16 protein-coding genes and 1 pseudogene are annotated in these 21,590 nt (G+C 72.6%); 10 read left to right on the top strand and 7 right to left on the bottom strand.

Going from position 1 to position 21,590, the window contains the following annotated elements:
- Window positions 1-534: 534 nt before the first annotated feature.
- Window positions 535-1,623 carry a redox-regulated ATPase YchF gene (gene ychF, locus K7787_RS04450; protein ID WP_009190408.1) on the bottom strand — a complete coding sequence of 363 codons (1,089 nt, stop codon included), beginning with the start codon at window positions 1,621-1,623 and terminating at the stop codon, window positions 535-537.
- 164 nt (window positions 1,624-1,787) lie between these two features.
- On the opposite strand from ychF, the gene K7787_RS31555 reads away from it, so the two are divergent.
- The gene (locus tag K7787_RS31555) at window positions 1,788-2,426 is read left to right on the top strand and encodes a DUF6542 domain-containing protein (protein ID WP_308036284.1); all 639 of its coding nucleotides are present in this window, start codon (window positions 1,788-1,790) and stop codon (window positions 2,424-2,426) included.
- Window positions 2,427-2,654: 228 nt separating this feature from the next.
- Here the strand turns inward: K7787_RS31555 and ppgK are convergent, their stop codons facing one another.
- Window positions 2,655-3,401, bottom strand: coding sequence for a polyphosphate--glucose phosphotransferase (gene ppgK / locus K7787_RS04440; RefSeq protein ID WP_223000559.1), 747 nt, complete (start codon window positions 3,399-3,401; stop codon window positions 2,655-2,657).
- Window positions 3,402-3,596: 195 nt separating this feature from the next.
- Window positions 3,597-4,604 carry a 4-hydroxy-3-methylbut-2-enyl diphosphate reductase gene (locus tag K7787_RS04435; RefSeq protein ID WP_009190405.1) on the bottom strand — a complete coding sequence of 336 codons (1,008 nt, stop codon included), beginning with the start codon at window positions 4,602-4,604 and terminating at the stop codon, window positions 3,597-3,599.
- Between the two features lie 233 nt (window positions 4,605-4,837).
- Here K7787_RS04435 and xseA point away from each other — a divergent pair, with 233 nt between their 5' ends.
- Complete coding sequence (gene xseA / locus K7787_RS04430; protein ID WP_223000558.1) at window positions 4,838-6,046, top strand: exodeoxyribonuclease VII large subunit; 1,209 nt, start codon at window positions 4,838-4,840, stop codon at window positions 6,044-6,046.
- Between the two features lie 9 nt (window positions 6,047-6,055).
- Window positions 6,056-6,301: an exodeoxyribonuclease VII small subunit gene (locus K7787_RS04425; RefSeq protein ID WP_009190403.1), complete on the top strand. Its 246-nt coding sequence runs from the start codon at window positions 6,056-6,058 to the stop codon at window positions 6,299-6,301.
- A gap of 343 nt (window positions 6,302-6,644) precedes the next feature.
- Here K7787_RS04425 and K7787_RS04420 read toward each other — a convergent pair whose 3' ends face one another.
- Window positions 6,645-7,178, bottom strand: a complete 534-nt coding sequence (locus K7787_RS04420; protein ID WP_009190402.1) for a DUF4245 domain-containing protein — start codon at window positions 7,176-7,178, stop codon at window positions 6,645-6,647.
- Window positions 7,179-7,305: 127 nt separating this feature from the next.
- Here K7787_RS04420 and glpX point away from each other — a divergent pair, with 127 nt between their 5' ends.
- Entirely contained in the window at window positions 7,306-8,340 is a 1,035-nt protein-coding gene (glpX, locus tag K7787_RS04415; protein WP_009190401.1) for a class II fructose-bisphosphatase, read from the top strand.
- 292 nt (window positions 8,341-8,632) lie between these two features.
- On the opposite strand, the gene K7787_RS04410 is transcribed toward glpX, so the two are convergent.
- Window positions 8,633-9,010, bottom strand: a complete 378-nt coding sequence (locus K7787_RS04410; protein WP_027757751.1) for a WhiB family transcriptional regulator — start codon at window positions 9,008-9,010, stop codon at window positions 8,633-8,635.
- Window positions 9,011-9,144: 134 nt separating this feature from the next.
- Entirely contained in the window at window positions 9,145-9,864 is a 720-nt protein-coding gene (locus K7787_RS04405; protein ID WP_009190399.1) for a DUF1707 SHOCT-like domain-containing protein, read from the bottom strand.
- A gap of 203 nt (window positions 9,865-10,067) precedes the next feature.
- Between K7787_RS04405 and K7787_RS04400 the strand changes: the two genes are divergently transcribed.
- From K7787_RS04400 to K7787_RS04385, 4 genes and pseudogenes are all read left to right on the top strand, one after another.
- A complete protein-coding gene (locus K7787_RS04400; RefSeq protein ID WP_223000557.1) occupies window positions 10,068-11,738 on the top strand; it encodes a fumarate hydratase in 1,671 nt (556 codons plus the stop codon).
- Between the two features lie 1,008 nt (window positions 11,739-12,746).
- Window positions 12,747-14,132 carry a class II fumarate hydratase gene (locus K7787_RS04395; protein ID WP_223000556.1) on the top strand — a complete coding sequence of 462 codons (1,386 nt, stop codon included), beginning with the start codon at window positions 12,747-12,749 and terminating at the stop codon, window positions 14,130-14,132.
- 74 nt (window positions 14,133-14,206) lie between these two features.
- Window positions 14,207-14,902: a cytidylyl-2-hydroxypropylphosphonate hydrolase gene (gene fomD / locus K7787_RS04390; protein ID WP_078512092.1), complete on the top strand. Its 696-nt coding sequence runs from the start codon at window positions 14,207-14,209 to the stop codon at window positions 14,900-14,902.
- A gap of 293 nt (window positions 14,903-15,195) precedes the next feature.
- Window positions 15,196-17,395, top strand: a pseudogene (locus tag K7787_RS04385) (SpoIIE family protein phosphatase).
- 231 nt (window positions 17,396-17,626) lie between these two features.
- Here the strand turns inward: K7787_RS04385 and K7787_RS04380 are convergent.
- Complete coding sequence (locus K7787_RS04380) at window positions 17,627-20,074, bottom strand: transglycosylase domain-containing protein (RefSeq protein WP_223000555.1); 2,448 nt, start codon at window positions 20,072-20,074, stop codon at window positions 17,627-17,629.
- Window positions 20,075-20,352: 278 nt separating this feature from the next.
- On the opposite strand from K7787_RS04380, the gene K7787_RS04375 reads away from it, so the two are divergent.
- Window positions 20,353-21,312, top strand: a complete 960-nt coding sequence (locus K7787_RS04375; RefSeq protein WP_009190393.1) for an SPFH domain-containing protein — start codon at window positions 20,353-20,355, stop codon at window positions 21,310-21,312.
- The coding region (locus K7787_RS31550; protein WP_372456602.1) for a type II toxin-antitoxin system antitoxin at window positions 21,258-21,590 on the top strand (333 nt) is incomplete at its 3' end. The genes K7787_RS04375 and K7787_RS31550, both read left to right, overlap by 55 nt.

Here is a 21,590-nt window from a genome sequence, read left to right as displayed (position 1 = left end):
TCCTGCGGGCCAGTTCACGCGTTGCTGGAAATCCGGCCTTCCGATGCAGCGCATGCAGCTCTTCACTCAGCCGTCGCATGGGCCCATCCGGCAGCCCTGGCTCCCTCAGCTTGGGTCTCCCTGTCCGAGGCGAACCTCGACCACTGCGCGTGACGCGCATCTGATCCCGTCCAGTGACGTCTGATGCCGTCCAACACTGTCCAGAACTGTCAAAACCGCGCGCGGCGGGCCACGCTTGATGCGTCAACATCGAGCGAAAGGACGCGGCATGGCTGGTGCAACGGCTTCTAATCGAGGGCCTACTCACTCAGCTACCTGCACCCCTGACCTTTGGCGGCGCCGGAAGGTAGGAGCTGACGCAACCGATCAGGTCGTCACAGCGGTTCCATCCTCAGCGCCCAGCAGAGGTGACTAATCGTCAGAAAACCAGCACCGAAGCAGCACGGTATGGACGAAGGGGCCGGGCTCTCGAAAACCCGGCCCCTTCTGATCTGCTTGTTTGCCACATCAGCGACGTGGTGTTACTTCATCCACTCAAACGTTGAAGCGGAACTCCACCACGTCCCCGTCCTGCATGATGTAGTCCTTGCCCTCCATGCGGGCCTTGCCCTTGGCGCGGGCCTCGGCCACCGAGCCGGTCTCCACGAGGTCGGCGAAGGAGATGACCTCGGCCTTGATGAAGCCCTTCTGGAAGTCGGTGTGGATCACACCGGCCGCCTCGGGGGCGGTGGCGCCCTTCTTGATGGTCCAGGCGCGGGATTCCTTGGGGCCGGCCGTCAGGTAGGTCTGCAGGCCCAGGGTGTTGAAGCCGACGCGGGCGAGGGTGGCCAGGCCCGGCTCCTCGGCGCCCACCGACTCCAGCAGCTCCAGCGCGTCCTCCTCGTCCAGCTCGGCGAGGTCCGCCTCCAGCTTGGCGTTGAGGAAGATCGCCTCGGCGGGGGCCACCAGGGCGCGCTGCTCGTTCTTGAAGTCCTCGTCGGTCAGTTCGTCCTCATCGACGTTGAAGACGTAGAGGAAGGGCTTCGTGGTGAGCAGGTGCAGGTCGTGCAGCAGCTCGCTGCGCTCGGTGCCCTGGACGATGCCGTGCGCGAAGAGCGTGTCGCCCTTCTCCAGGATCTCCTTGGCCTCCTCGACCGCCTTGACCTTCGGCGCCACGTCCTTCTTGATCCGCGACTCCTTCTGGAGGCGGGGCAGGACCTTCTCGATGGTCTGCAGGTCGGCGAGGATCAGCTCGGTGTTGATCGTCTCGATGTCGTCCTTGGGCGAGACCTTGCCGTCCACGTGCACGACGTTCTCGTCCTTGAAGGCGCGGATGACCTGGCAGATCGCGTCCGACTCGCGGATGTTCGCGAGGAACTTGTTGCCCAGGCCCTCGCCCTCGCTGGCGCCGCGCACGATGCCGGCGATGTCCACGAAGTCGACGGTGGCCGGGATGATCCGCTCCGACTTGAAGATCGAGGCGAGCTGGGCGAGGCGACCGTCCGGGACGCCCACGACACCGACGTTGGGCTCGATCGTGGCGAACGGGTAGTTGGCCGCGAGCACGTCGTTCTTGGTCAGGGCGTTGAACAGGGTCGACTTGCCGACGTTCGGCAGACCGACGATTCCGATCGTGAGCGACACGTTGCGACTTCCCGTACGTGAGGAGACTGGCGGCCAGGCGGCCGATCCACCAGTCTACGGCGTGCGCCGCCCCGCTTCGGCGACGGTTCGAACGCTTGGCCGCGCCACGCCGTGCGGCGTGTCAAACGGCCTATTCAGCACATAAACAGACCTAGGTTGGTCCGGTGGAGCAACACAGGACGCGACCCCAGCAGCACGGACCGCGACGCGGCAGGCCGCCCGCGCCCCCGCAGGGCATACAGCAGCCGGTACGGCCGTCGGCCCGCGCCCGCCCCCGACCGGCCGCGGGAGGAGCGCGCGGCCCCGACCGGCCCGCGCCGCGCCGGGCGCCCTCCCCCGCACCCCCCGTCTCCGCCCCGGCCGGCGCCGTACGACGGCTTCGGCGGCTGCCCAACCCGCGGCTGACCGGGCTCGGCGGCGGGCTGTTCTGCGGTGCGGTGATGTTCGCGCTGGGCTGTCTCGACGCCCTGCTCCTCGATGCCTCGCCGGCCGTGTACGGCGTGCTGTTCGTGCCGGTGTGCGCGCTGACCGCCCTGTGGGTGCGCAAGGGCGACCTGCTGACCGCGCCCGTCGTCGTGCCGATCGGGTTCACCGTCGGGCTGCTGCCGGTGGCCGACGGCGAGGGGGTCCTCGGCACCCTGATGGGCCTGGTGACCGCCCTCGCCACCCAGGCGGTGTGGCTGTACGCCGGGACGCTGGTCGCCGGGGCCACGGCGCTGGTACGGCGCGCCGCCCTGGCGGTGGCCGCCCGGCCGGCGGTGCGGAGCCGGCGGCCGGGCGGCGGCCGCCAGCGGCCGAGCTGACGCTGTCGGACCGCGCCGTTCGTCCGGTCGACGCCGTCCGCTGGGCCCGTGTCGTCCGCCGGGCCCACACCGTCCGCCGGGTGAGCGCCTCATCGGATCAACACCGTCCGCTAGGGGCGAGGCCGTCGACCGGGGGCCGCCGAGGGGGTGAGTCGCCGGGCGCCAACGCTTCACACCGCCGGGTGCGGCCGCGTACCTCCGGGTGGGGCCGGGCCGGACCCGACACCGTCAGCCGTCCTGCGCCGCCCGCATCGCCGCGCCCACGATCCCCGCGTTGTTCTGCAGCTGCGCGGGGACGATCTCCGCCCGGACGCCCTCGATGAGGGGCAGGAACTTCTGCGACTTGCGGCTGACGCCGCCGCCGATGATGAACAGCTCGGGCGAGAACAGCATCTCGACATGGGCCAGGTACTTCTGGACCCGGTGCGCCCACTGCTCCCAGGACAGCTCCCGGTCGTCCTTGACCTTGCTGGAGGCGCGCTTCTCCGCCTCGTGGCCGTCCAGCTCCAGGTGGCCCAGCTCGGTGTTGGGCACCAGGGCGCCGTCGATGAAGACCGCGCTGCCGATGCCCGTGCCGAACGTCAGCAGGATCACCGTGCCCCTGCGGTCCTTCCCCGCGCCGAACTGCATCTCGGCGACGCCCGCCGCGTCCGCGTCGTTGACCACCGTCACCGGCAGGCCGCCGAGGCGCTCGCCGAACAACGCGCGCGCGTCGGTGTCGATCCAGCTCTTGTCGACATTGGCCGCCGTGCGGATCGTGGCGCCGCCGGTGACCACGCCCGGGAAGGTCAGTCCGACCGGGCCCGTCCAGCCGAAATGGTCCACGACCTGCTTCACGCCGTCGGCCACCCCGTCGGGCGTCGCCGGGTGCGGGGTGAGCACCTTGCACCGCTCCTGGGCCAGGTCGCCCCGGTCCAGATCCACCGGGGCGCCCTTGATCCCCGAACCGCCGATGTCCACACCGAAGATCTGCATGGCTCCACGTTACGGGGTGGCACTGACAGTCACGCCAGTGGCGGCCGGACCGGGGCCGCCTGACGGGTGTCCTCCCGGGCAGCCGGGCCGGGGCCGCCTGACGGGTGTCCTCCCGGGCAGCCGGGCCGGGGCCGCCTGACGGATGCCCTCCCAGGCGCCCGCCACCGCCGCCCCGCGCTCGGCCCTCCGCCGCGCTCAGTCCTCCGCCGTGCCCGACCCGCCGCGCTCGGCGACCAGCGAGGCCGCCTCCTCGCGCAGGTCGCGGCGCAGTTCCTTCGGCAGGGAGAACGTGATGGACTCCTCGGCCGCCTTGACGATCTCCACGTCCTCGAAACCGCGCCCCGCGAGCCATTCGAGCACCTGCTCGACCAGCACCTCCGGCACCGACGCGCCCGAGGTCACGCCGACCGTGCTCACGCCCTCCAGCCAGGCCTCGTCGATCTCGTCGGCGAAGTCCACCAGGTACGCCTGGGCGGCGCCGGCGAGCTTGGCGACCTCCACCAGCCGCTTGGAGTTGGAGGAGTTGCGCGAGCCGACCACGATGACCAGGTCCGCCTCGGCGCCCATCTGCTTCACCGCGAGCTGGCGGTTCTGCGTGGCGTAGCAGATGTCGTCGCTCGGCGGCGAGATCAGCTGCGGGAACTTCTCCTTCAGCGCGTCGACCGTCTCCATGGTCTCGTCCACCGAGAGCGTGGTCTGGGACAGCCACACCACCCGCGACGGGTCGCGCACCTCGACCTTCGCCACGTCCTCGGGGCCGTCCACCAGCTGGATGTGCTCGGGGGCCTCGCCGGAGGTGCCGATGACCTCCTCGTGGCCCTCGTGCCCGATCAGGAGGATGTCGTAGTCCTCCTTGGCGAACCGGACGGCCTCCTTGTGGACCTTGGTGACCAGCGGGCAGGTGGCGTCGATGGTGGCGAGCCGGCCGCGCTCGGCCTCCTCGTGCACGACGGGCGCCACGCCGTGCGCCGAGAACATGACGATGTTGCCCGGCGGCACCTCCTCCGTCCGCTCGACGAAGACGGCACCCTTCTTCTCCAGGGTCTGCACGACGTACTTGTTGTGGACGATCTCGTGCCGGACGTACACCGGAGCCCCGTACTGCTCCAGGGCTTTCTCGACGGCGATCACGGCGCGGTCCACACCCGCGCAGTAGCCCCGGGGGGCGGCGAGCAGGACACGGCGGCCAGACGTAGCAGTCATGGCCCCATCGTAAGGGTGCCCCCGGCGGGCCGGAGATCGCGCGGCCCCCATCGACGCCCCCGGTCCCGTCCGGCACCCCCGATCCCGTCCGGCACCCCTGGTCCCGTCCGGCGCCTGCCGTCCCTGTCCCGCGCCGCCGGCGTCCGTGCCGTCCCCGTCCCGCGCTACCGACGTCCGTGCCGCCGTCGTCCGTGCCGCCGTCGTTGTCGGCGCCGGCCGCTACCCTCGCGGACATGGCCATCTCCACGTCCCCCGAAGCTCCCCTGCCCGTCGGTGAGGTCTCGCGGCTCATCGGCGGCTGGATCGACCGGCTCGGCGCGGTCTGGGTCGAGGGCCAGATCACCCAGCTGTCGCGGCGGCCGGGCGCGGGCGTGGTGTTCCTGACGCTGCGCGACCCGTCGTACAACATCTCGGTCGGCGTGACCTGCTACCGCGAGGTGTTCGACGCGGTCGCCGACGTCGTCGGCGAGGGCGCCCGCGTCCTCGTGCACGCCAAACCGGAGTGGTACGCCCCGCGCGGGCAACTGTCGCTGCGCGCGGCCGAGATAAGGCCGGTGGGCGTCGGCGAGCTGCTGGCCCGGCTGGAGCAGCTGAAGAAGAACCTCGCCGCCGAGGGCCTGTTCGCGCCCGAGCGCAAGAAGCCGCTGCCCTTCCTGCCCCAGCTGATCGGGCTGGTGTGCGGGCGCGCCTCCGCCGCCGAGCGGGACGTCCTGGAGAACGCCCGGCACCGCTGGCCCGCCGTCCGCTTCGAGGTGCGCAACGTCCCCGTGCAGGGCGTGCACGCCGTCACGCAGGTCGTCCAGGCCGTCAAGGAGCTGGACGAGATCGAGGACGTGGACGTGATCGTGGTGGCGCGCGGCGGCGGCAGCGTGGAGGACCTGCTGCCGTTCTCCGACGAGCAGCTGGTCCGCGCGGTCGCCGCGTGCCGTACGCCCGTGGTCTCCGCGATCGGCCACGAGCCGGACACGCCGCTGCTGGACTACGTCGCCGACCTGCGCGCCTCCACCCCCACCGACGCCGCGAAGAAGGTCGTCCCGGACGTCGGCGAGGAGTACGAGCGGGTGCGGCAGCTGCGCAACCGCGCACGGCGGTGCGCGCAGGCGCACGTGGAGCGGGAGGAGCGCGGGCTCGCGCACGCGCTGGCGCGGCCCTGCATGGAGGACCCGCACCGCATGATCGACGAGCGGGCGGACCATGTCGCCGCGCTGCTCGACCGTGGCCGGCGCACGCTGCGGCACCTGCTGGACCGCGCCGACTCCGAGCTGGCGCACACGCACGCGCGCGTGGTGGCCCTCTCCCCCGCGGCGACGCTGCGGCGCGGGTACGCCGTCCTGCAGCGGGCGGACGGCCATGTGGTCCGCGATCCGGCGGAGGTGACGGCGGACGAGGCGCTGCGGGCACGGGTCGCCGAGGGCGAGTTCACGGTTCGAGTCGACATTTAGGGTGGGCGGATGACAAGCAAGGCAGCACCGGCACAGGAGACGCTCGGCTACGAGCAGGCGCGCGACGAGCTGATCGACGTCGTACGGCGCCTGGAGGCGGGCGGCACCAGCCTGGAGGAGTCCCTGGCGCTGTGGGAGCGGGGCGAGGAGCTGGCCAAGGTGTGCCGGCGGTGGCTGGAGGGCGCCCGCGCCCGCCTGGACGCCGCCCTGGCCGAGGAGGCCGCGGAGGACGAGGACGAGGACGGCGAGGAGTAACCGAGCCGGAGGCTCGGGGGCGCGGCCAGCGGGCCGGGGCGGTATGCGGCCCGGGGCGGTATGCGGGCCGGGCGGTCCGCGCCCGGCGGGCGGCTGCGGCCCGGCAGCCGGCTACGACCCGGGAGGCGGCTGCGGCCCGGCAGCCGGCTACGACCCGGGAGGCGGCTGCGGCCCGGCAGCCGGCTGCGGCCCGGTGGGCCGTGCGCTTCGGGGCCTACGGCTCCGGACGGGGCTGCGGCCCCGGGCCGGCCGTCGTCAGTCCACCGTAGGGCCGCCCTCAGGCCACCGTCAGCCCGCCGTCAGGCAGTCGTCGGTCCGCCCTCGGGCCACCGTCAGCCCGCCCTCAGGACGTCTTCTTCAGTTCCAGCGCCTGCGCCATCGCCGTGAGCCGGTCGAAGCCCGCCGTGCCCGCGACCACCGTCGTCGATCCCTTGCCGTCCTCGTACACGAGGGCGTCGTAGCGGCCGCCGGTGTACCGGGTCCAGGTGCGGCCGTCGATCTGCTGGGTCACCTTGGTGGCATGGCCGCCCTGGCTGGCCTCGTCGATGAAGTCCTTGCGTTTCTGCGTGGACTGCTCGACCGCGACGTACTGACCGTCGGGATCCTGGAAACCCAGGTGCCAGAGGTCGCCCTGGTCGGCGCGGTAGCGGACCGAGGTGGCCTTCCAGCCCGCGGGGAGCCCCTCGGGCGCGGCCACCGGGTAGGAGGCGGCGCGGCGCGCCGTGATCAGTTCGACGCGGTAGTCGACCGGCTTGATGTCAGGAGCGTGATCGTCGTGCGGGACGAAGATGTAGACGACCGCCGCCGCCAACACGGTCACGCCCAGGGAGGCGATGGTGCCCCGGACTGTCTTCTGCTTGCGGTTCGAACCTGCCACGCCTCCTATCGTCGCAGGTGCCCGATCCGCTCATCCGTGGGGTCCCCTGCTCATTTTGTCTGCCCGGCGATAGAGTCAAGGCCAGAACCCTCATCCGGCCGTCGTCGTATCAGAAAGGTGCGCTCCGATGACCGAGCATCATCACCTCCCGTCCGAGCTTGAAGTCCCCGAAGAGGCCCCTGACCGCAACATCGCCCTGGAACTCGTCCGGGTGACCGAGGCCGCCGCGATGGCGGCCGGCCGCTGGGTCGGGCGCGGTGACAAGAACGGCGCCGACGGCGCCGCGGTCCGCGCCATGCGGACCCTCGTCTCCACCGTCTCGATGAACGGCGTCGTCGTCATCGGCGAGGGCGAGAAGGACGAAGCCCCGATGCTCTTCAACGGGGAGCGCGTGGGCGACGGGACCGGGCCGGAGGTCGACATCGCCGTCGACCCGATCGACGGCACCACCCTGACCGCCAAGGGCATGCCGAACGCCATCGCCGTGCTGGCCGCCGCCGAGCGCGGGGCGATGTTCGACCCGTCCGCCGTGTTCTACATGGACAAGCTGGTCACCGGGCCGGACGCCGCGGACTTCGTCGACATCGACGCGCCGGTGTCCGTGAACATCCGGCGGGTGGCCAAGGCGAAGCGGGCCACGCCCGAGGACGTCACCGTCGTCATCCTCGACCGGCCCCGGCACGACGGCGTCATCAAGGAGATCCGGGAGACCGGTGCGCGGATCAAGCTGATCTCCGACGGCGACGTGGCCGGCTCGATCCTGGCGCTGCGCGACGGGACCGGCGTGGACATGCTGCTCGGCATCGGCGGCACCCCCGAGGGCATCATCTCGGCCTGCGCGGTGAAGTGCCTGGGCGGCACCATCCAGGGCAAGCTGTGGCCCAAGGACGACGAGGAGCGGCAGCGGGCGATCGACGCCGGACACGACCTCGACCGGGTGCTGGGCACCGACGACCTGGTCTCCGGCGAGAACGTCTTCTTCGTCGCCACCGGCATCACCGACGGCGAGCTGCTGCGCGGGGTGCGCTACCGCTCGGAGACCGCGGTCACCGACTCGATCGTCATGCGCTCGAAGTCCGGCACGGTCCGCCGCATCGACTCCGAGCACCGGCTGAGCAAGCTGCGGGCGTACAGCGCGATCGACTTCGACCGCGCGAAGTAGGTCCGGCGGCGCGAAGCGGTCAGTCCCAGGCTCCGAGGAGCCGACGGCCTTCGTTCTCGTACGGCGACGGGCGCCTCCCGGTGCGGAGGGAGGTGCCCCCACCCGTCCACGACGGCTCGCCCGTGACGGCCCGCCCACGACGCCCGCGCCGGCTCCCCGGACGCCCGCGCCGTACCGACAAGCCCCGCGCCGTACCGGGGAGGCCCGCGCCGTGCCCGGCGGCGCCAGGCGGCGCCGGCCGAGCCCGTCGCCGCGGCGGAGCGCGCCGCGTCGTGCGCCGGCCGGCGTCCGGCTAGCCCGCCTGCGCTATCCGTCCCGTCGTGCGCGCGGTCTTCTTCAGTTCCATCTCGCGGCGCCTGCGGCGCGCGAGGACGACGCGGCGCTCCGCCGCGGTGAGGCCGCCCCAGACGCCGTACGGCTCGGGCTGGAGCAGTGCGTGCTCGCGGCACTCGACCATCACCGGACACCGCGCGCAGACCCGCTTGGCCGCCTCCTCGCGCGAGAGCCGGGCGGCGGTGGGCTCCTTGGAGGGCGCGAAGAACAGGCCGGCCTCGTCACGCCGGCACACCGCCTCGGTGTGCCAGGGTGCGTCTTGGTCCCTGTCCCGCACTGGCACCCGCTGGGCCGGGACGGCAGCGACCTGCAGGGACGTATGCGGCGGTTGCAGCACGGTCTTCTCCTGACGACGGCTTCGCGAGCAGCTCTGGGGTGCCGTGAGTCCCACGGACCCCTCCGAGAGACGATGCAGCAAGGCCTACCCGCTGTACGCGCGCCTATGCACTCGGTCGTGGACCGTGCGGCCGGTCAGAGGTGCTTGCGCAGCCGCTTGTCGACCTTGCGCTGCACGCGGTCGAGGATGTCCGCGACCAGCTTGCCGCGCTTGGGGCGCGCCTCCACGTTCCCCAGGACCGCCCAGCCGTCGACGTAGACCACGGGGGCCTGCGGATCGGCCGAATCCAGCGCCGTCACCTCGAAGTTACCGAGGACGCCGCCGCCGGTGCCGCGCAGCGAGACGTTCTCCGGGACGCGTATCTGGACGTCGCCGAAGACCGAGACGGCCTTGATGACGACCTGCTGGTACTCGAATATCGCCTCGCTGAGGTCGATCTCGACGCTGCCGAAGACCGCGTACGCGTGCAGCCGGCGTCCGGCGCGCCAGCGGCCCTTGCGGACGGCGGCGCTGAACACCGCCACCACGTTCTCGTCGGCCCGCGGGGGTATCTCACCGGCCGGCGGGCGGTGCGGCGCGGCGGTGTACGCAGGGCCGGTGCGGTCCTGGTGGGCGGCGGGCAGGTCCTGGATGAAGACCTCCAGCTCGCCGACCGTCTTGGCGCTGAGCACCCCCTCGACGCGCTCGGCGTGCTCGTCCGCGGTGAGACGGCCCTCGGCGAGGGCGTCGCGCAGGATGTCGGCGATGCGGTCGCGGTCGGCGTCCGAGGCGCGCAGCCCGGTGGCGCGGGCGGTGGCCGCCGGGCCCGGCGCGCTCTGCCGGGACGGTTCGGTCTGCTGCTTCTGAAGGTCCACGGCAGCAGCGTACCGAAACGCGATAGATCGCGACTACCCCCTGTCGCCGCCCTGTGGAAAACCCTCGCCCCGCGCGCACGCGTCCGCGGCGTCCCGGGCAGTGAGCCGGACCTCACAAGCCCGCCGTCATCCACAGGTCCTACGCTGGTCGGTGCCCGCCGACCGGGGCGGGCAGCTGTCTGTCGAGTGAGGAATGGGCGACGATGCCTGAGTTCGCGTACACCGATCTGCTCCCCCAGGGTGAGGACACCACCCCGTACCGGCTGGTGACGTCCGAGGGCGTCTCCACCGTCGAGGGGCCCGACGGACGTACGTTCCTCAAGGTCGAGCCGGAGGCGCTGCGCAGGCTCGCCGAGGAGGCGATCCACGACATCCAGCACTACCTGCGCCCGGCCCACCTCGCCCAGCTGCGCCGCATCATCGACGACCCCGAGGCCAGCTCGAACGACAAGTTCGTCGCCCTGGACCTGCTGAAGAACGCCAACATCGCCGCGGCCGGCGTGCTGCCGATGTGCCAGGACACCGGCACGGCGATCGTCATGGGCAAGCGCGGGCAGAACGTGCTGACCGAGGGCGAGGACGAGAAGGCCCTCTCGCACGGCATCTTCGACGCGTACACCAAGCTGAACCTGCGCTACTCCCAGATGGCCCCGCTGACCATGTGGGAGGAGAAGAACACCGGCTCCAACCTGCCCGCGCAGATCGAGCTGTACGCCGCCGACGGGGGCGCCTACAAGTTCCTGTTCATGGCCAAGGGCGGCGGCAGCGCCAACAAGTCGTTCCTGTACCAGGAGACGAAGGCCGTCCTGAACGAGGCCTCCATGATGAAGTTCCTGGAGGAGAAGATCCGTTCGCTGGGCACGGCCGCCTGCCCGCCGTACCACCTCGCGATCGTCGTCGGCGGCACCTCCGCCGAGTACGCGCTGAAGACCGCCAAGTACGCCTCCGCGCACTACCTGGACAACGCGCCGACCGAGGGCTCCCCGCTCGGCCACGGCTTCCGGGACAAGGAGCTGGAGGAGCAGGTCTTCGAGCTGACCCAGAAGATCGGCATCGGCGCGCAGTTCGGCGGCAAGTACTTCTGCCACGACGTGCGCGTGATCCGGCTGCCCCGGCACGGCGCGTCCTGCCCGGTCGCCATCGCCGTCTCCTGCTCGGCCGACCGCCAGGCCGTCGCCAAGATCACGGCGGAGGGCGTGTTCCTGGAGCAGCTGGAGACCGACCCGGCGCGGTTCCTGCCGGAGACGACCGACGAGCACCTGGACGAGGCCGGGGACGTCGTCAAGATCGACCTCAACCAGCCGATGGACTCGATCCTCGCCGAGCTGACCAAGTACCCGGTCAAGACCCGGCTCTCGCTGACCGGGCCGCTGGTCGTGGCCCGCGACATCGCGCACGCGAAGATCAAGGAGCGGCTGGACGCGGGTGAGGGCATGCCGCAGTACCTCAAGGACCACCCGGTCTACTACGCCGGTCCGGCCAAGACCCCCGAGGGGTACGCCTCCGGTTCCTTCGGCCCGACGACGGCCGGGCGCATGGACTCCTACGTGGCGCAGTTCCAGGCGGCGGGCGGCTCCAAGGTGATGCTGGCCAAGGGCAACCGGAGCAAGCAGGTCACGGACGCGTGCCATGCGCACGGCGGGTTCTACCTCGGGTCCATCGGCGGTCCGGCGGCCCGTCTCGCGCAGGACTGCATCAAGAAGGTCGAGGTCCTGGAGTACGAGGAGCTGGGCATGGAGGCGGTCTGGAAGATCGAGGTGGAGGACTTCCCGGCGTTCATCGTCGTCGACGACAAGGGCAACGACTTCTTCCAGGACCCGGCCCCGCAGCCGACGTTCACGTCGATCCCGGTACGGGGGCCGGGCCTGGCGTAACGCCTCGGGCGGCGGGGAAGGTTCCTCGCCCCCGCCGCCCCTACCCGTCCCATCCCCCAGGGGCTCCGCCCCTACGACCCCACCAAGGGCTCCGCCCCTTCCACCCCGCCGGGGCTCCGCCCCCGACCCCCGCGAGGCGGCGGACCGCCGACGGTCCGCGCCAGGCCCTCGATGGCCGGTGCACGGCCCGGCACGCGGCCTCGGCGGCGGGCCGGCAAGCGGCCTGGGCGGCCGGCCGGGCGAGTCTCGCCCCCGCCGCCCCTACCCGTCCCATCCCCCAGGGGCTCCGCCCCTACGACCCCGCCGGGGGCTCCGCCCCCTGGACCCCCGCGCTTCAGGGCGGCCGACGGGCGACCCGCCCGGGAACAGCGCCGCTCCCCGGCGGGCGGGCTCACCAGAGGCCCCGCACCCACGGTCCGGCGTGGGGCTCCGGTGGCCCCCGCACCGCGCCCTCCCCGGTGGCGGACCCGCCGGGGGCCTCGCATCACGCCGCCCCCGGCAGCGGACCCGCCCGAGGCCCTCGCAGCACGCCCCGGCGGGCGACTCGCCCCGGGACCGCGCCGCTCCCCGGCGGACGGGCTCACCAGAGGCCCCGCACCCACGGTCCGGCGCGGGGCTCCGGTGGCCCGCCGAGGCCCTCGCACCACGCTCCCGGCGGCGAACCCGCCCTGGGCCTCGTACCGCGCCCCCTGGCGGCGGACCCGCCCCGGGCCCCGCACCGCGCCCTCCCCGGCGACGGACCCGCCCGGGCCTCGCGCCACGCCGCCCCCGGCGGTGGACCCGCCCCAGGCCTCGCACCACGCCGCCCCCGGCAGCGGACCCGCCCCACGCCCTCGCACCACGCCCCGGCGGGCGACCCGCCCGGACCCGCGCCTCGGCAAGGCGCGGGGCGGTGCGGGACTGGGACGCGCCGCCGAGGTCCCCGCGCCCCGCTCACCTCGCCCGCTCACCTCGCCCGTTCGGCTCAACGGGCGGAACAATCGGGGGCGCTGACACGCTGTACCCGGTATGACCGAATACCGTATCGAGCACGACTCCATGGGCGAGGTCAAGGTGCCCGCCGAGGCCAAGTGGCGGGCTCAGACGCAGCGTGCCGTGGAGAACTTCCCCGTCTCCGGGCAGCGGATCGAGCGTGCCCACATCGAGGCGCTGGCGCGGATCAAGGGCGCCGCCGCGAAGGTCAACGCGGATCTGGGGGTGCTCGACAAGGACGTGGCCGAGGCGATCGCGTCGGCGGCCGAGGAGGTCGCCGAGGGGAAGTGGGACGAGCACTTCCCCGTGGACGTGTTCCAGACCGGCTCGGGCACCTCGTCCAACATGAACACCAACGAGGTCATCGCCACCCTCGCGACCGAGCGGCTGGGCCGGGACGTGCACCCCAACGACCACGTCAACGCCTCCCAGTCCTCCAACGACGTGTTCCCGTCCTCCCTCCACATCGCCGCCACCGCCGCCGTCACCCACGACCTGATCCCCGCCCTGAACCACCTCGCCGACGCCCTCGCCCGCAAGGCCGAGGAGTTCAAGGACGTGGTGAAGTCCGGCCGCACCCACCTGATGGACGCCACGCCCGTCACCCTCGGCCAGGAGTTCGGCGGGTACGCGGCGCAGGTGCGCTACGGCGTGGAGCGGCTGACCGCCTCCCTGCCGAGGCTCGCCGAACTCCCGCTGGGCGGCACCGCCGTGGGCACCGGCATCAACACCCCGCCCGGTTTCTCCGCCGCCGTCATCGAGGAGGTGGCCCGCACCACCGGGCTGCCGCTCACCGAGGCCCGCGACCACTTCGAGGCGCAGGGCGCCCGGGACGGCGTCGTGGAGACCAGCGGCCAGCTGCGGACCATCGCCGTCGGCCTGACGAAGATCGCCAACGATCTGCGCTGGATGTCCTCCGGGCCGCGCACCGGACTCGCCGAGATCTCCCTGCCCGACCTCCAGCCGGGCTCCTCGATCATGCCGGGCAAGGTCAACCCCGTGATCCCGGAAGCGGTGCTGATGGTCGCCGCGCAGGTCGTCGGCAACGACGCGACCGTGGCCACCGCGGGCGCCGCCGGCAACTTCGAGCTGAACGTGATGCTCCCGGTCATCGCCAAGAACGTCCTGGAGTCGATCCGGCTGCTCGCCAACGTCACCCGCCTGCTGGCCGACCGGACCGTCGACGGCATCGTCGCCCACCGCGAACGCGCCCGCGAGTACGCCGAGTCCTCGCCGTCCGTCGTCACCCCGCTCAACAAGTACATCGGCTACGAGGAGGCAGCGAAGGTCGCCAAGAAGGCGCTCGCCGAGCAGAAGACGATCCGTCAGGTCGTGGAGGAGAGCGGCTATGTGGAGCGGGGCGACCTGACGGCCGAACAGCTCGACGAGGCCCTGGACGTCCTGCGGATGACACACCCGTGAACCCTCACCGCCCCCGGGTGTGAACCGTGACGCTCACCGCAGCGTCGTATGGCCATGACACCTAATATCTGTCCATGGCAGACGACGGAGCGGTGAGACGCGTGACGGCGGGCGGTGCGAGAGAGGGCCACTGGGCCCCGGGGACCCAGATCCTGTGGCGGTACCGGGAGAACGGCGGCGCCGGCTTCCACATCGCCCGGCCGGTGACCGTCGTGCGCGACGACGCCGACCTGCTGGCGGTGTGGATGGCGCCCGGCACCGAGTGCGTCAGACCCGTCCTCGCCGACGGCACCCCCGTGCACCAGGAACCGCTCGCCTCCCGCTACACCAAGCCGCGCGCCGTGCAGCGCGACCGCTGGTTCGGCACCGGGGTGCTGAAGCTGGCCCGGCCGGGCGAGCCGTGGTCGGTGTGGCTGTTCTGGGAGCCGGGCTGGCGGTTCAAGAACTGGTACGTGAACCTGGAGGAGCCCCTAGTCCGCTGGGCGGGCGGGGTGGACTCCGTGGACCACTTCCTGGACATCACCGTGCAGCCGGACCGCAGCTGGGACTGGCGCGACGAGGACGAGTTCGCGCAGGCGCAGCGCGACGGCCTGGTGGACGCGGCGCTGGCCGAGCGGGTGCGCGCCGCCGGGCTGGCCGCGGTCGAGGTGATCCGCGCCTGGGGGCCGCCCTTTTCCGAGAACTGGCAGCACTGGCGCCCCGACCCCGCCTGGGCGGTACCGTCGCTGCCGGAGGACTGGGACCGTACGCCCGCGCACGTGTCCTCATGAGACCCTTGATGCGCCCCCGGGCGGGAAACGTAGGATCGTCCTCCGCAAGGGCGCAGGGAGGCGCAGGGCCGGAGCAACTCCCGGCGCACATGCCGGGTCTGACCGTACGTCACCGAGGGGCGGCAGGACGTGAGCGAGGGGTACGACGGCATGACCCGTGCGGGCCGCGAAGGACCCGCCGGTGGCACAGGAACAGCCTCTGACCACGCCGGAAATCCGTTCCTGGGGCAGGTATTCCGGGTATCGGGTCTTCGGCGGGACCCACTGCGCGCCCGGCGCGCAGCCCCGGACGGATGGATTCGACACGCGTGACGGAGCAGCCGACCTCCTTCGAACGCCCCCAGCCGGGCGTCGACCCCGCGGACGCCCGCGGGGCACTCCCGCGTACCCCGCAACCGCCGCAGGCGTTACCGCTGCAGCCCCGCCCGGACGGCGCGCCCCGCTCCGCGGCTCCGGGCGCGGCGGGCGAGCCGGCGCGCGGCGCCGGGGCGAACGCGCCCCGCGCGGGCGAGGCGTCGCCCTCGGCCGGGTACGAGCACGCGCAGCCGGTGGCCGCCGAACCCGGCGCGCACCGGCCGCGGCCCGCCCCCGAGGGCATCCCGGCCCAGCCCGACCCGGGCGGCCGGTCCACCGGCCCCGCGGGCGCCGCGGGGGCGTCCGGCACGGTCAGGTCCCCGGGCGCGACCGACGGCACGGACCGGCGCGGAACCGGCGGAACCAGCGGTCCCGGCGGGCAGGAGCGGCGCAGCGGGCAGCCGCTGCCGTCCAACCGTCCGCTGCCGATGCGGCGCGACGGGGACCGGCTGCGGTTCGTGGGCGCGGCGACCCGGCGCATCGCGCGCGGCATGGACCTCGACGAGATCCGTCATGGGGCTGTGCCGGGCGACCGTGCCGACGTTCTCCGACGCCATCCTCGTGTATCTGCGCGAGCCGCTGCCGGTGGGCGACGAGCGGCCGGTGGGCCCGCTGGTGCTGCGGCTGCGCCGCACCGACCGGATACCGACCGAGCGGGACACGGAGATCGGGTTCATGCCCGTCCCGGCGCCCGAGCAGCCGGCCGAGCTGTCCGTCGTCACCAACGAACTGTGCGAGGTGCGGCCCGGCAGCGCGCTCGGCGAGGTGCTGCGCGGGGTCCGGCCGGTCTTCACCGACGCGCCGTCCGCGCGCGCCGCGCTGACCGAACTCCTCGGCGAGGACTCCGAGCTGGCGGTGCCCGACGGGCAGCGCGCCGTCCTCGCCCCGCTGCGCGGCCGACGCCGGGTGATCGGCGCCGCGCTGTTCCTGCGCCGCCCCGAGCGGCTGGCGTTCGAGAACGACGACCTCCTCGTCGCGGCGCAGCTCGCCACGCACAGCGCGCTCGGCATCGACAAGGCGATGCTGTACGGCCGTGAGGCGTACATCGCCGACGAGCTGCAGCGCACCATGCTGCCCGAGACCCTGCCCCGCCCCACCGGGGTGCGGCTGGCCTCGCGCTATCTGCCGGCCGCGCAGACCGCCCGGGTGGGCGGCGACTGGTACGACGCGATCCCGCTGCCCGGCAGCCGCGTCGCCCTCGTCGTCGGCGACGTGATGGGCCACTCCATGACCTCGGCGGCGATCATGGGCCAGCTGCGCACCACCGCGCAGACCCTGGCCGGCCTCGACCTGCCGCCGCAGGAGGTGCTGCACCATCTGGACGAGCAGGCGCAGCGCCTGGGCACCGACCGCATGGCGACCTGCCTGTACGCCGTCTACGACCCGGTCTCGCACCGCATCACCATCGCCAACGCCGGCCACCCGCCGCCGGTCCTGCTGCACCTGGGCGGCCGGGCCGAGGTGCTGAAGGTGCCGCCGGGCGCGCCGATCGGGGTCGGCGGGGTGGACTTCGAGGCGGTGGAGCTGGACGCCCCGGCCGGCGGCACGCTGCTGCTGTACACCGATGGCCTGGTGGAGTCGCGGCTGCGCGACGTGTGGACCGGCATCGAGCAGTTGCGCGAGAAGCTGGCCGCCACCGCGCGGCTCACCGGCCCGGACCATCCGCCGCCGCTGGAGGCGCTGTGCGACGAGGTCCTGGACATGCTCGGGCCGGGCGACCGGGACGACGACATCGCGCTGCTCGCCGCCCGCTTCGACGGGATCGCGCCGAGCGACGTGGCGTACTGGTTCCTGGACCCGGAGGAGACCGCCCCCGGCCAGGCCCGCCGGCTCGCCCGCCGGGCGCTGGCCCGCTGGGGTCTGGAGGAGCTGACGGACTCGGTCGAGCTGCTGGTCAGCGAGGTCGTCACCAACGCCGTGCGCTACGCCTCCCGGCCGGTGACGCTGCGGCTGCTGCGCACCGACGTGCTGCGCTGCGAGGTCGGCGACGACGTGCCGCAGCTGCCGCGGCTGCGGCAGGCCCGCGCCACCGACGAGGGCGGCCGGGGCCTGTACCTGGTCAACAGGCTGGCCCGCCGCTGGGGCGCGACCCGGCTGAGCACCGGAAAGGTGGTGTGGTTCGAGCTGCACCGCGGCTGACGCGGACGGCGCGAGCACGCGAGGACGCACGACGAGGGGCACGCACCGTGCGGTGCGTGCCCCTCGTCGTGCGTCCGGAGCGATCGTGGCCCGGAGCGATCGTGGCCCGGAGTGGTCGTGGCCCGGAGCGATCGTGGCCCGGAGCGATCGTGGCCCGGAGTGGTCGCGCGCGCCCGGAGTGGTGGCGCGCCCGGTGGACGCGCCCGCTCCCCCGGGGACGCTGCCGGGCCGCTACCGGGTGGTGTGCTCCCGGTCGGTCAGCTGCGCCCCGTCGCCGCCCGGGTCGAACGGGTTGCCGTCGCCGCCGCCGTCGGCGCCCGGGCTGGTCGACGGGTCCGGCGGCGGGGACGACGACTGGGTGGGCGGCGTGCTGCTCGGCGAGTGGCTCGGCGGCGTACTGCTCGGCGAGTGGCTCGGCGGCGGGCTGCTCTCCGTCTCGGACGCGGACGGCGGCGCGCTGCTCGGCGACTCGGAGGCCGAATGGCTCGGCGACACGCTGGTGGACGGGCTCGTGGACGGCTGGACGGCCGCGCCCTGCGTGGTGTCCAGGTCGAACTTGCTGGTGCCGTCCATCACGCCGAAGGTGTACGCGGCCCAGATCTGCGCCGGGTAGCCGCCGCCGTTGATGCGGCCGGGGCTCGGCAGCAGCCCGGTGGCGCCGGTCAGCGTGGTGTGGGCGTGGGACTTCGCGTCCTCGCCGAACAGGCCGACCGAGGTGACGAGCTTGGGCGTGTACCCGGTGAACCAGGCCGACTTGTTCTCGTCGGAGGTGCCGGTCTTGCCCGCGACCTGCTGTCCGTCGCGCAGCGGGTTGTCGCGCACCGACTTCTTGGCCGTGCCGTCGTCGACCACGCCCGTCAGCACCGAGGTCACCGTGTCGGCGGCCTCGCGGCTGATGACCTCGTCGCCGATCGGGTCGGGCATCTTGACCTGGCGGGTCTTGTTCTCGGCCTTGGCGAGGACGGTCGGGGTGACCTTCTTGCCGTGGTTGTCGAGGGTGGCGTAGATGCCGGCCATCTCCAGCGGGCTGGCGCCCATGGAGCCCAGCGTCTGCGCGGGCACCGCCTGCATGCCCTCGGTGTCCATGCCGAGCTTGCCGGCGACGCTCATCACCTTCTCCATGCCCACGTCGATGCCCATCTGGGCGAAGACGGAGTTCACGGACTGGTTCATCGCCGTCTGGACGGTGATCTGGCCGTAGTTCTGGTCGTCCTCGTTGGGCGGGCCGAAGCCGACCTTGACACCGTGGTCCACGGCCTGCCGGCCGCTGGTGCCGTCGTAGAGGGTGTTCGCCGTGATCGGCTGCCCCTCCTGCGTCTCGGCCCCGCTGTCGACGGCCGCGGCGAGGATCACCGGCTTGAAGGTGGAGGCGGGCTGGTAGTCCTTGCGGGTGGCGTTGTTGACGTAGTGCTTGAAGTAGTCCTCGCCGCCGTACAGGGCGACGACCTTGCCGGTCTTCGGGTCGACGGAGACCGCGCCGGCCTGGACGTCGCCGTCGACCTTGCGCTTCTTCGCGTCCAGCTTGCTGGTCAGCTGTTCCTTGACCGTCCGCTCCAGGGCGGCCTGCTTCTTCTTGTCGATGTTGAGGGTGATCGTCCAGCCCCGGTCGACGACCTCGGCCTCGGCCTGGGCCATGGAGATGCCCTCCTGCTTCACCAACTGCTGTTCCAGCTGCTTGTTGGCGAGGTCGATCAGGTAGCCCTTCTGCCCTTCGAGGCCGGGGGTGCCCTTCGGGTCCTTGGGGACCGGGAACTTCATGGCCTGCCGCTTACCGGCGTCGAGCCAGTGCTGCTCGACCATGTTGTTCAGCACGTAGTTCCAGCGCTCCTGGACCAGCTTCTTGCCGGTCGGGGTGGCCGCCGCCCAGTCGTACTGGCTCGGCGCCTGGAGCAGGGCCGCGAGGTAGGCGCCCTGCTCGACGGTGAGCCTGGAGGCGTCGGTGCGGTAGTAGGCCTGGGCGGCGGCCTGGATGCCGTAGGCGCCGCGGCCGTAGTAGCTGGTGTTGATGTAGCCGGCCAGGATGTCGTCCTTGGACAGCTTCTGGTCCACCTTCAGCGAGATGACCAGTTCCTTCAGCTTGCGCGTGACGGTCTGGTCCTGCGTCAGGTAGTAGTTCTTGACGTACTGCTGCGTGATCGTCGAGCCGCCCTGCGCCCCCTTGCCGGAGAGCGTGTTGAGCAGGCCGCGGGCGGTGCCCTTCAGGTCGACGCCGGAGTCGTGGTAGAAGCTCTTGTTCTCCGCCGCGACGAAGCAGTGCTGGACCTCGACGGGCACCTTGTCCAGGGACACGCTCTCGCGGTTGACCGTGCCCTTGCGGGCCAGGATCGAGCCGTCGCTGAACTTGTAGACGTTGCTCTCCTGCTGGGCGACGGCGTTGCCCTGGGGTATGCCCACCATCATGTAGAGCACGATGAAGGTGCCGATGCCGAGCAGGCAGACGCCGAGGAACGTGCCGACGATCTTCTTCCAGGTGAACAGCCGGCGTATGCCGCTCTTCTTCGCCTTGCCCGCCCTGCCCGCCTTGCCGGAGCGCGCCGCACGGCGGGCCGCGGCCCGGCCGCCGGTGACCGGAGCGCCGGTCCCCGCCCCCGGTGCGGCCGTCGGTGCGGTGGACGAGCTCCTGGGCGCCGCGCGGCGGCCACCGCGCTGCCGCGCTCGTCTCTCTTCGGCTCGTCCCATGCGTCCGTCCGCTCCGCTTCCGTCTCAGCTGTCACTCACGTACGTGGCCCAGGTCAGCTCAGAAAGCTAACACCGCCCTCTGTGACAAAGGGCCCTCGATCCGTCCTTTTTCGGACGTGACAATGAGCACCCGCCCCAACGGAACCGACGCTCCAGAGGGGTTGGGGGTTGCCATCCCGGGGTAAAGTGATATCACTTAGCTAGAACGACGATAGGCAGCCGCCACCAGCGGCCGCGGTCACAACCGTACGGAGACGTACGAGAACGGGGGATTTCCCATGTCCGCACACGACCCCGCGCCCGGCACCGCCGACGGCGGCCCCGGCGCCGCCGACCTGCCCGACATGCCCGCCCCGCAGGTGCGCGAGTTCCCCGCGCACAGCATCAAGGGCGGCCTCGCGCTGCTCCTCGGGCTGGTCGGCCTGGTGATCGCGGTGGTGCTCGTGGTGGCCGGCTCGGCCGTCACCGCCACCGGCCCCAAGGTCGCCCTGATCGTGGTCGGCATCGTGATCGGCATCGCCGCGCTGCTCGCCATGTGCGGGCTGAACATGGTCGCGCCCGGCGAGGCACGGGTCGTCCAGCTGTTCGGCCGCTACCGGGGCACCATCCGCGAGGACGGCCTGCGCTGGGTCAACCCGCTCACCTCCCGCGAGAAGATCTCCACCCGGGTCCGCAACCACGAGACCGCCGTCCTGAAGGTCAACGACGCCTACGGCAACCCGATCGAGCTGGCCGCGGTCGTGGTGTGGAAGGTCCGCGACACCGCGCAGGCCTCCTTCGAGGTGGACAACTACCTGGAGTTCGTCTCCACCCAGACCGAGGCGGCCGTACGGCACATCGCCATCGAGTACCCCTACGACGCCCACGACGAGGCCGGCCTGTCGCTGCGCGGCAACGCCGAGGAGATCACCGAGAAGCTCGCCCTCGAACTGCACGCGCGCGTGGAGGCGGCCGGCGTGCAGATCATCGAGTCGCGCTTCACCCACCTCGCCTACGCCCCCGAGATCGCCTCGGCGATGCTCCAGCGGCAGCAGGCGGGCGCGGTCGTCGCCGCCCGGCGCGAGATCGTGGACGGAGCCGTCGGCATGGTGGAGACGGCGCTCGCCCGGATCGCCGAGCGGGACATCGTGGAACTCGACGACGAACGGAAGGCGGCGATGGTGTCGAACCTGATGGTGGTGCTGTGCGGGGACCGGGCGCCGCAGCCGATCCTCAACACCGGGACGCTCTACCAGTGACCGCCCCCGAGGAGGGCACGCCCGCCCGGCGCCGGCCGCAGCAGCGCAAGCAGGTGCTGCTGCGGCTGGACCCGTCCGTCTACGATGCGCTGGCCCGCTGGGCGTCGGACGAGCTGCGCTCGGCCAACGCGCAGATCGAGTTCCTGCTGCGCCGCGCCCTGGCGGAGGCCGGCCGCCTCCCCGGCGAGGCGGGCCCCCCCCCCCCCCCCGGCCCGCCTCCCCCCCCCCCCCCCCCCCCCCCCCCACCCCCCCCCCCCCCCGCCCCCCCACCCCCCCCC

This window comes from Streptomyces sennicomposti (assembly GCF_019890635.1).
GTDB lineage: Bacteria > Actinomycetota > Actinomycetes > Streptomycetales > Streptomycetaceae > Streptomyces > Streptomyces sennicomposti.
Note: the sequence above shows the minus strand (reverse complement) of the source record. Positions and strands in the feature narration are given on the sequence as shown.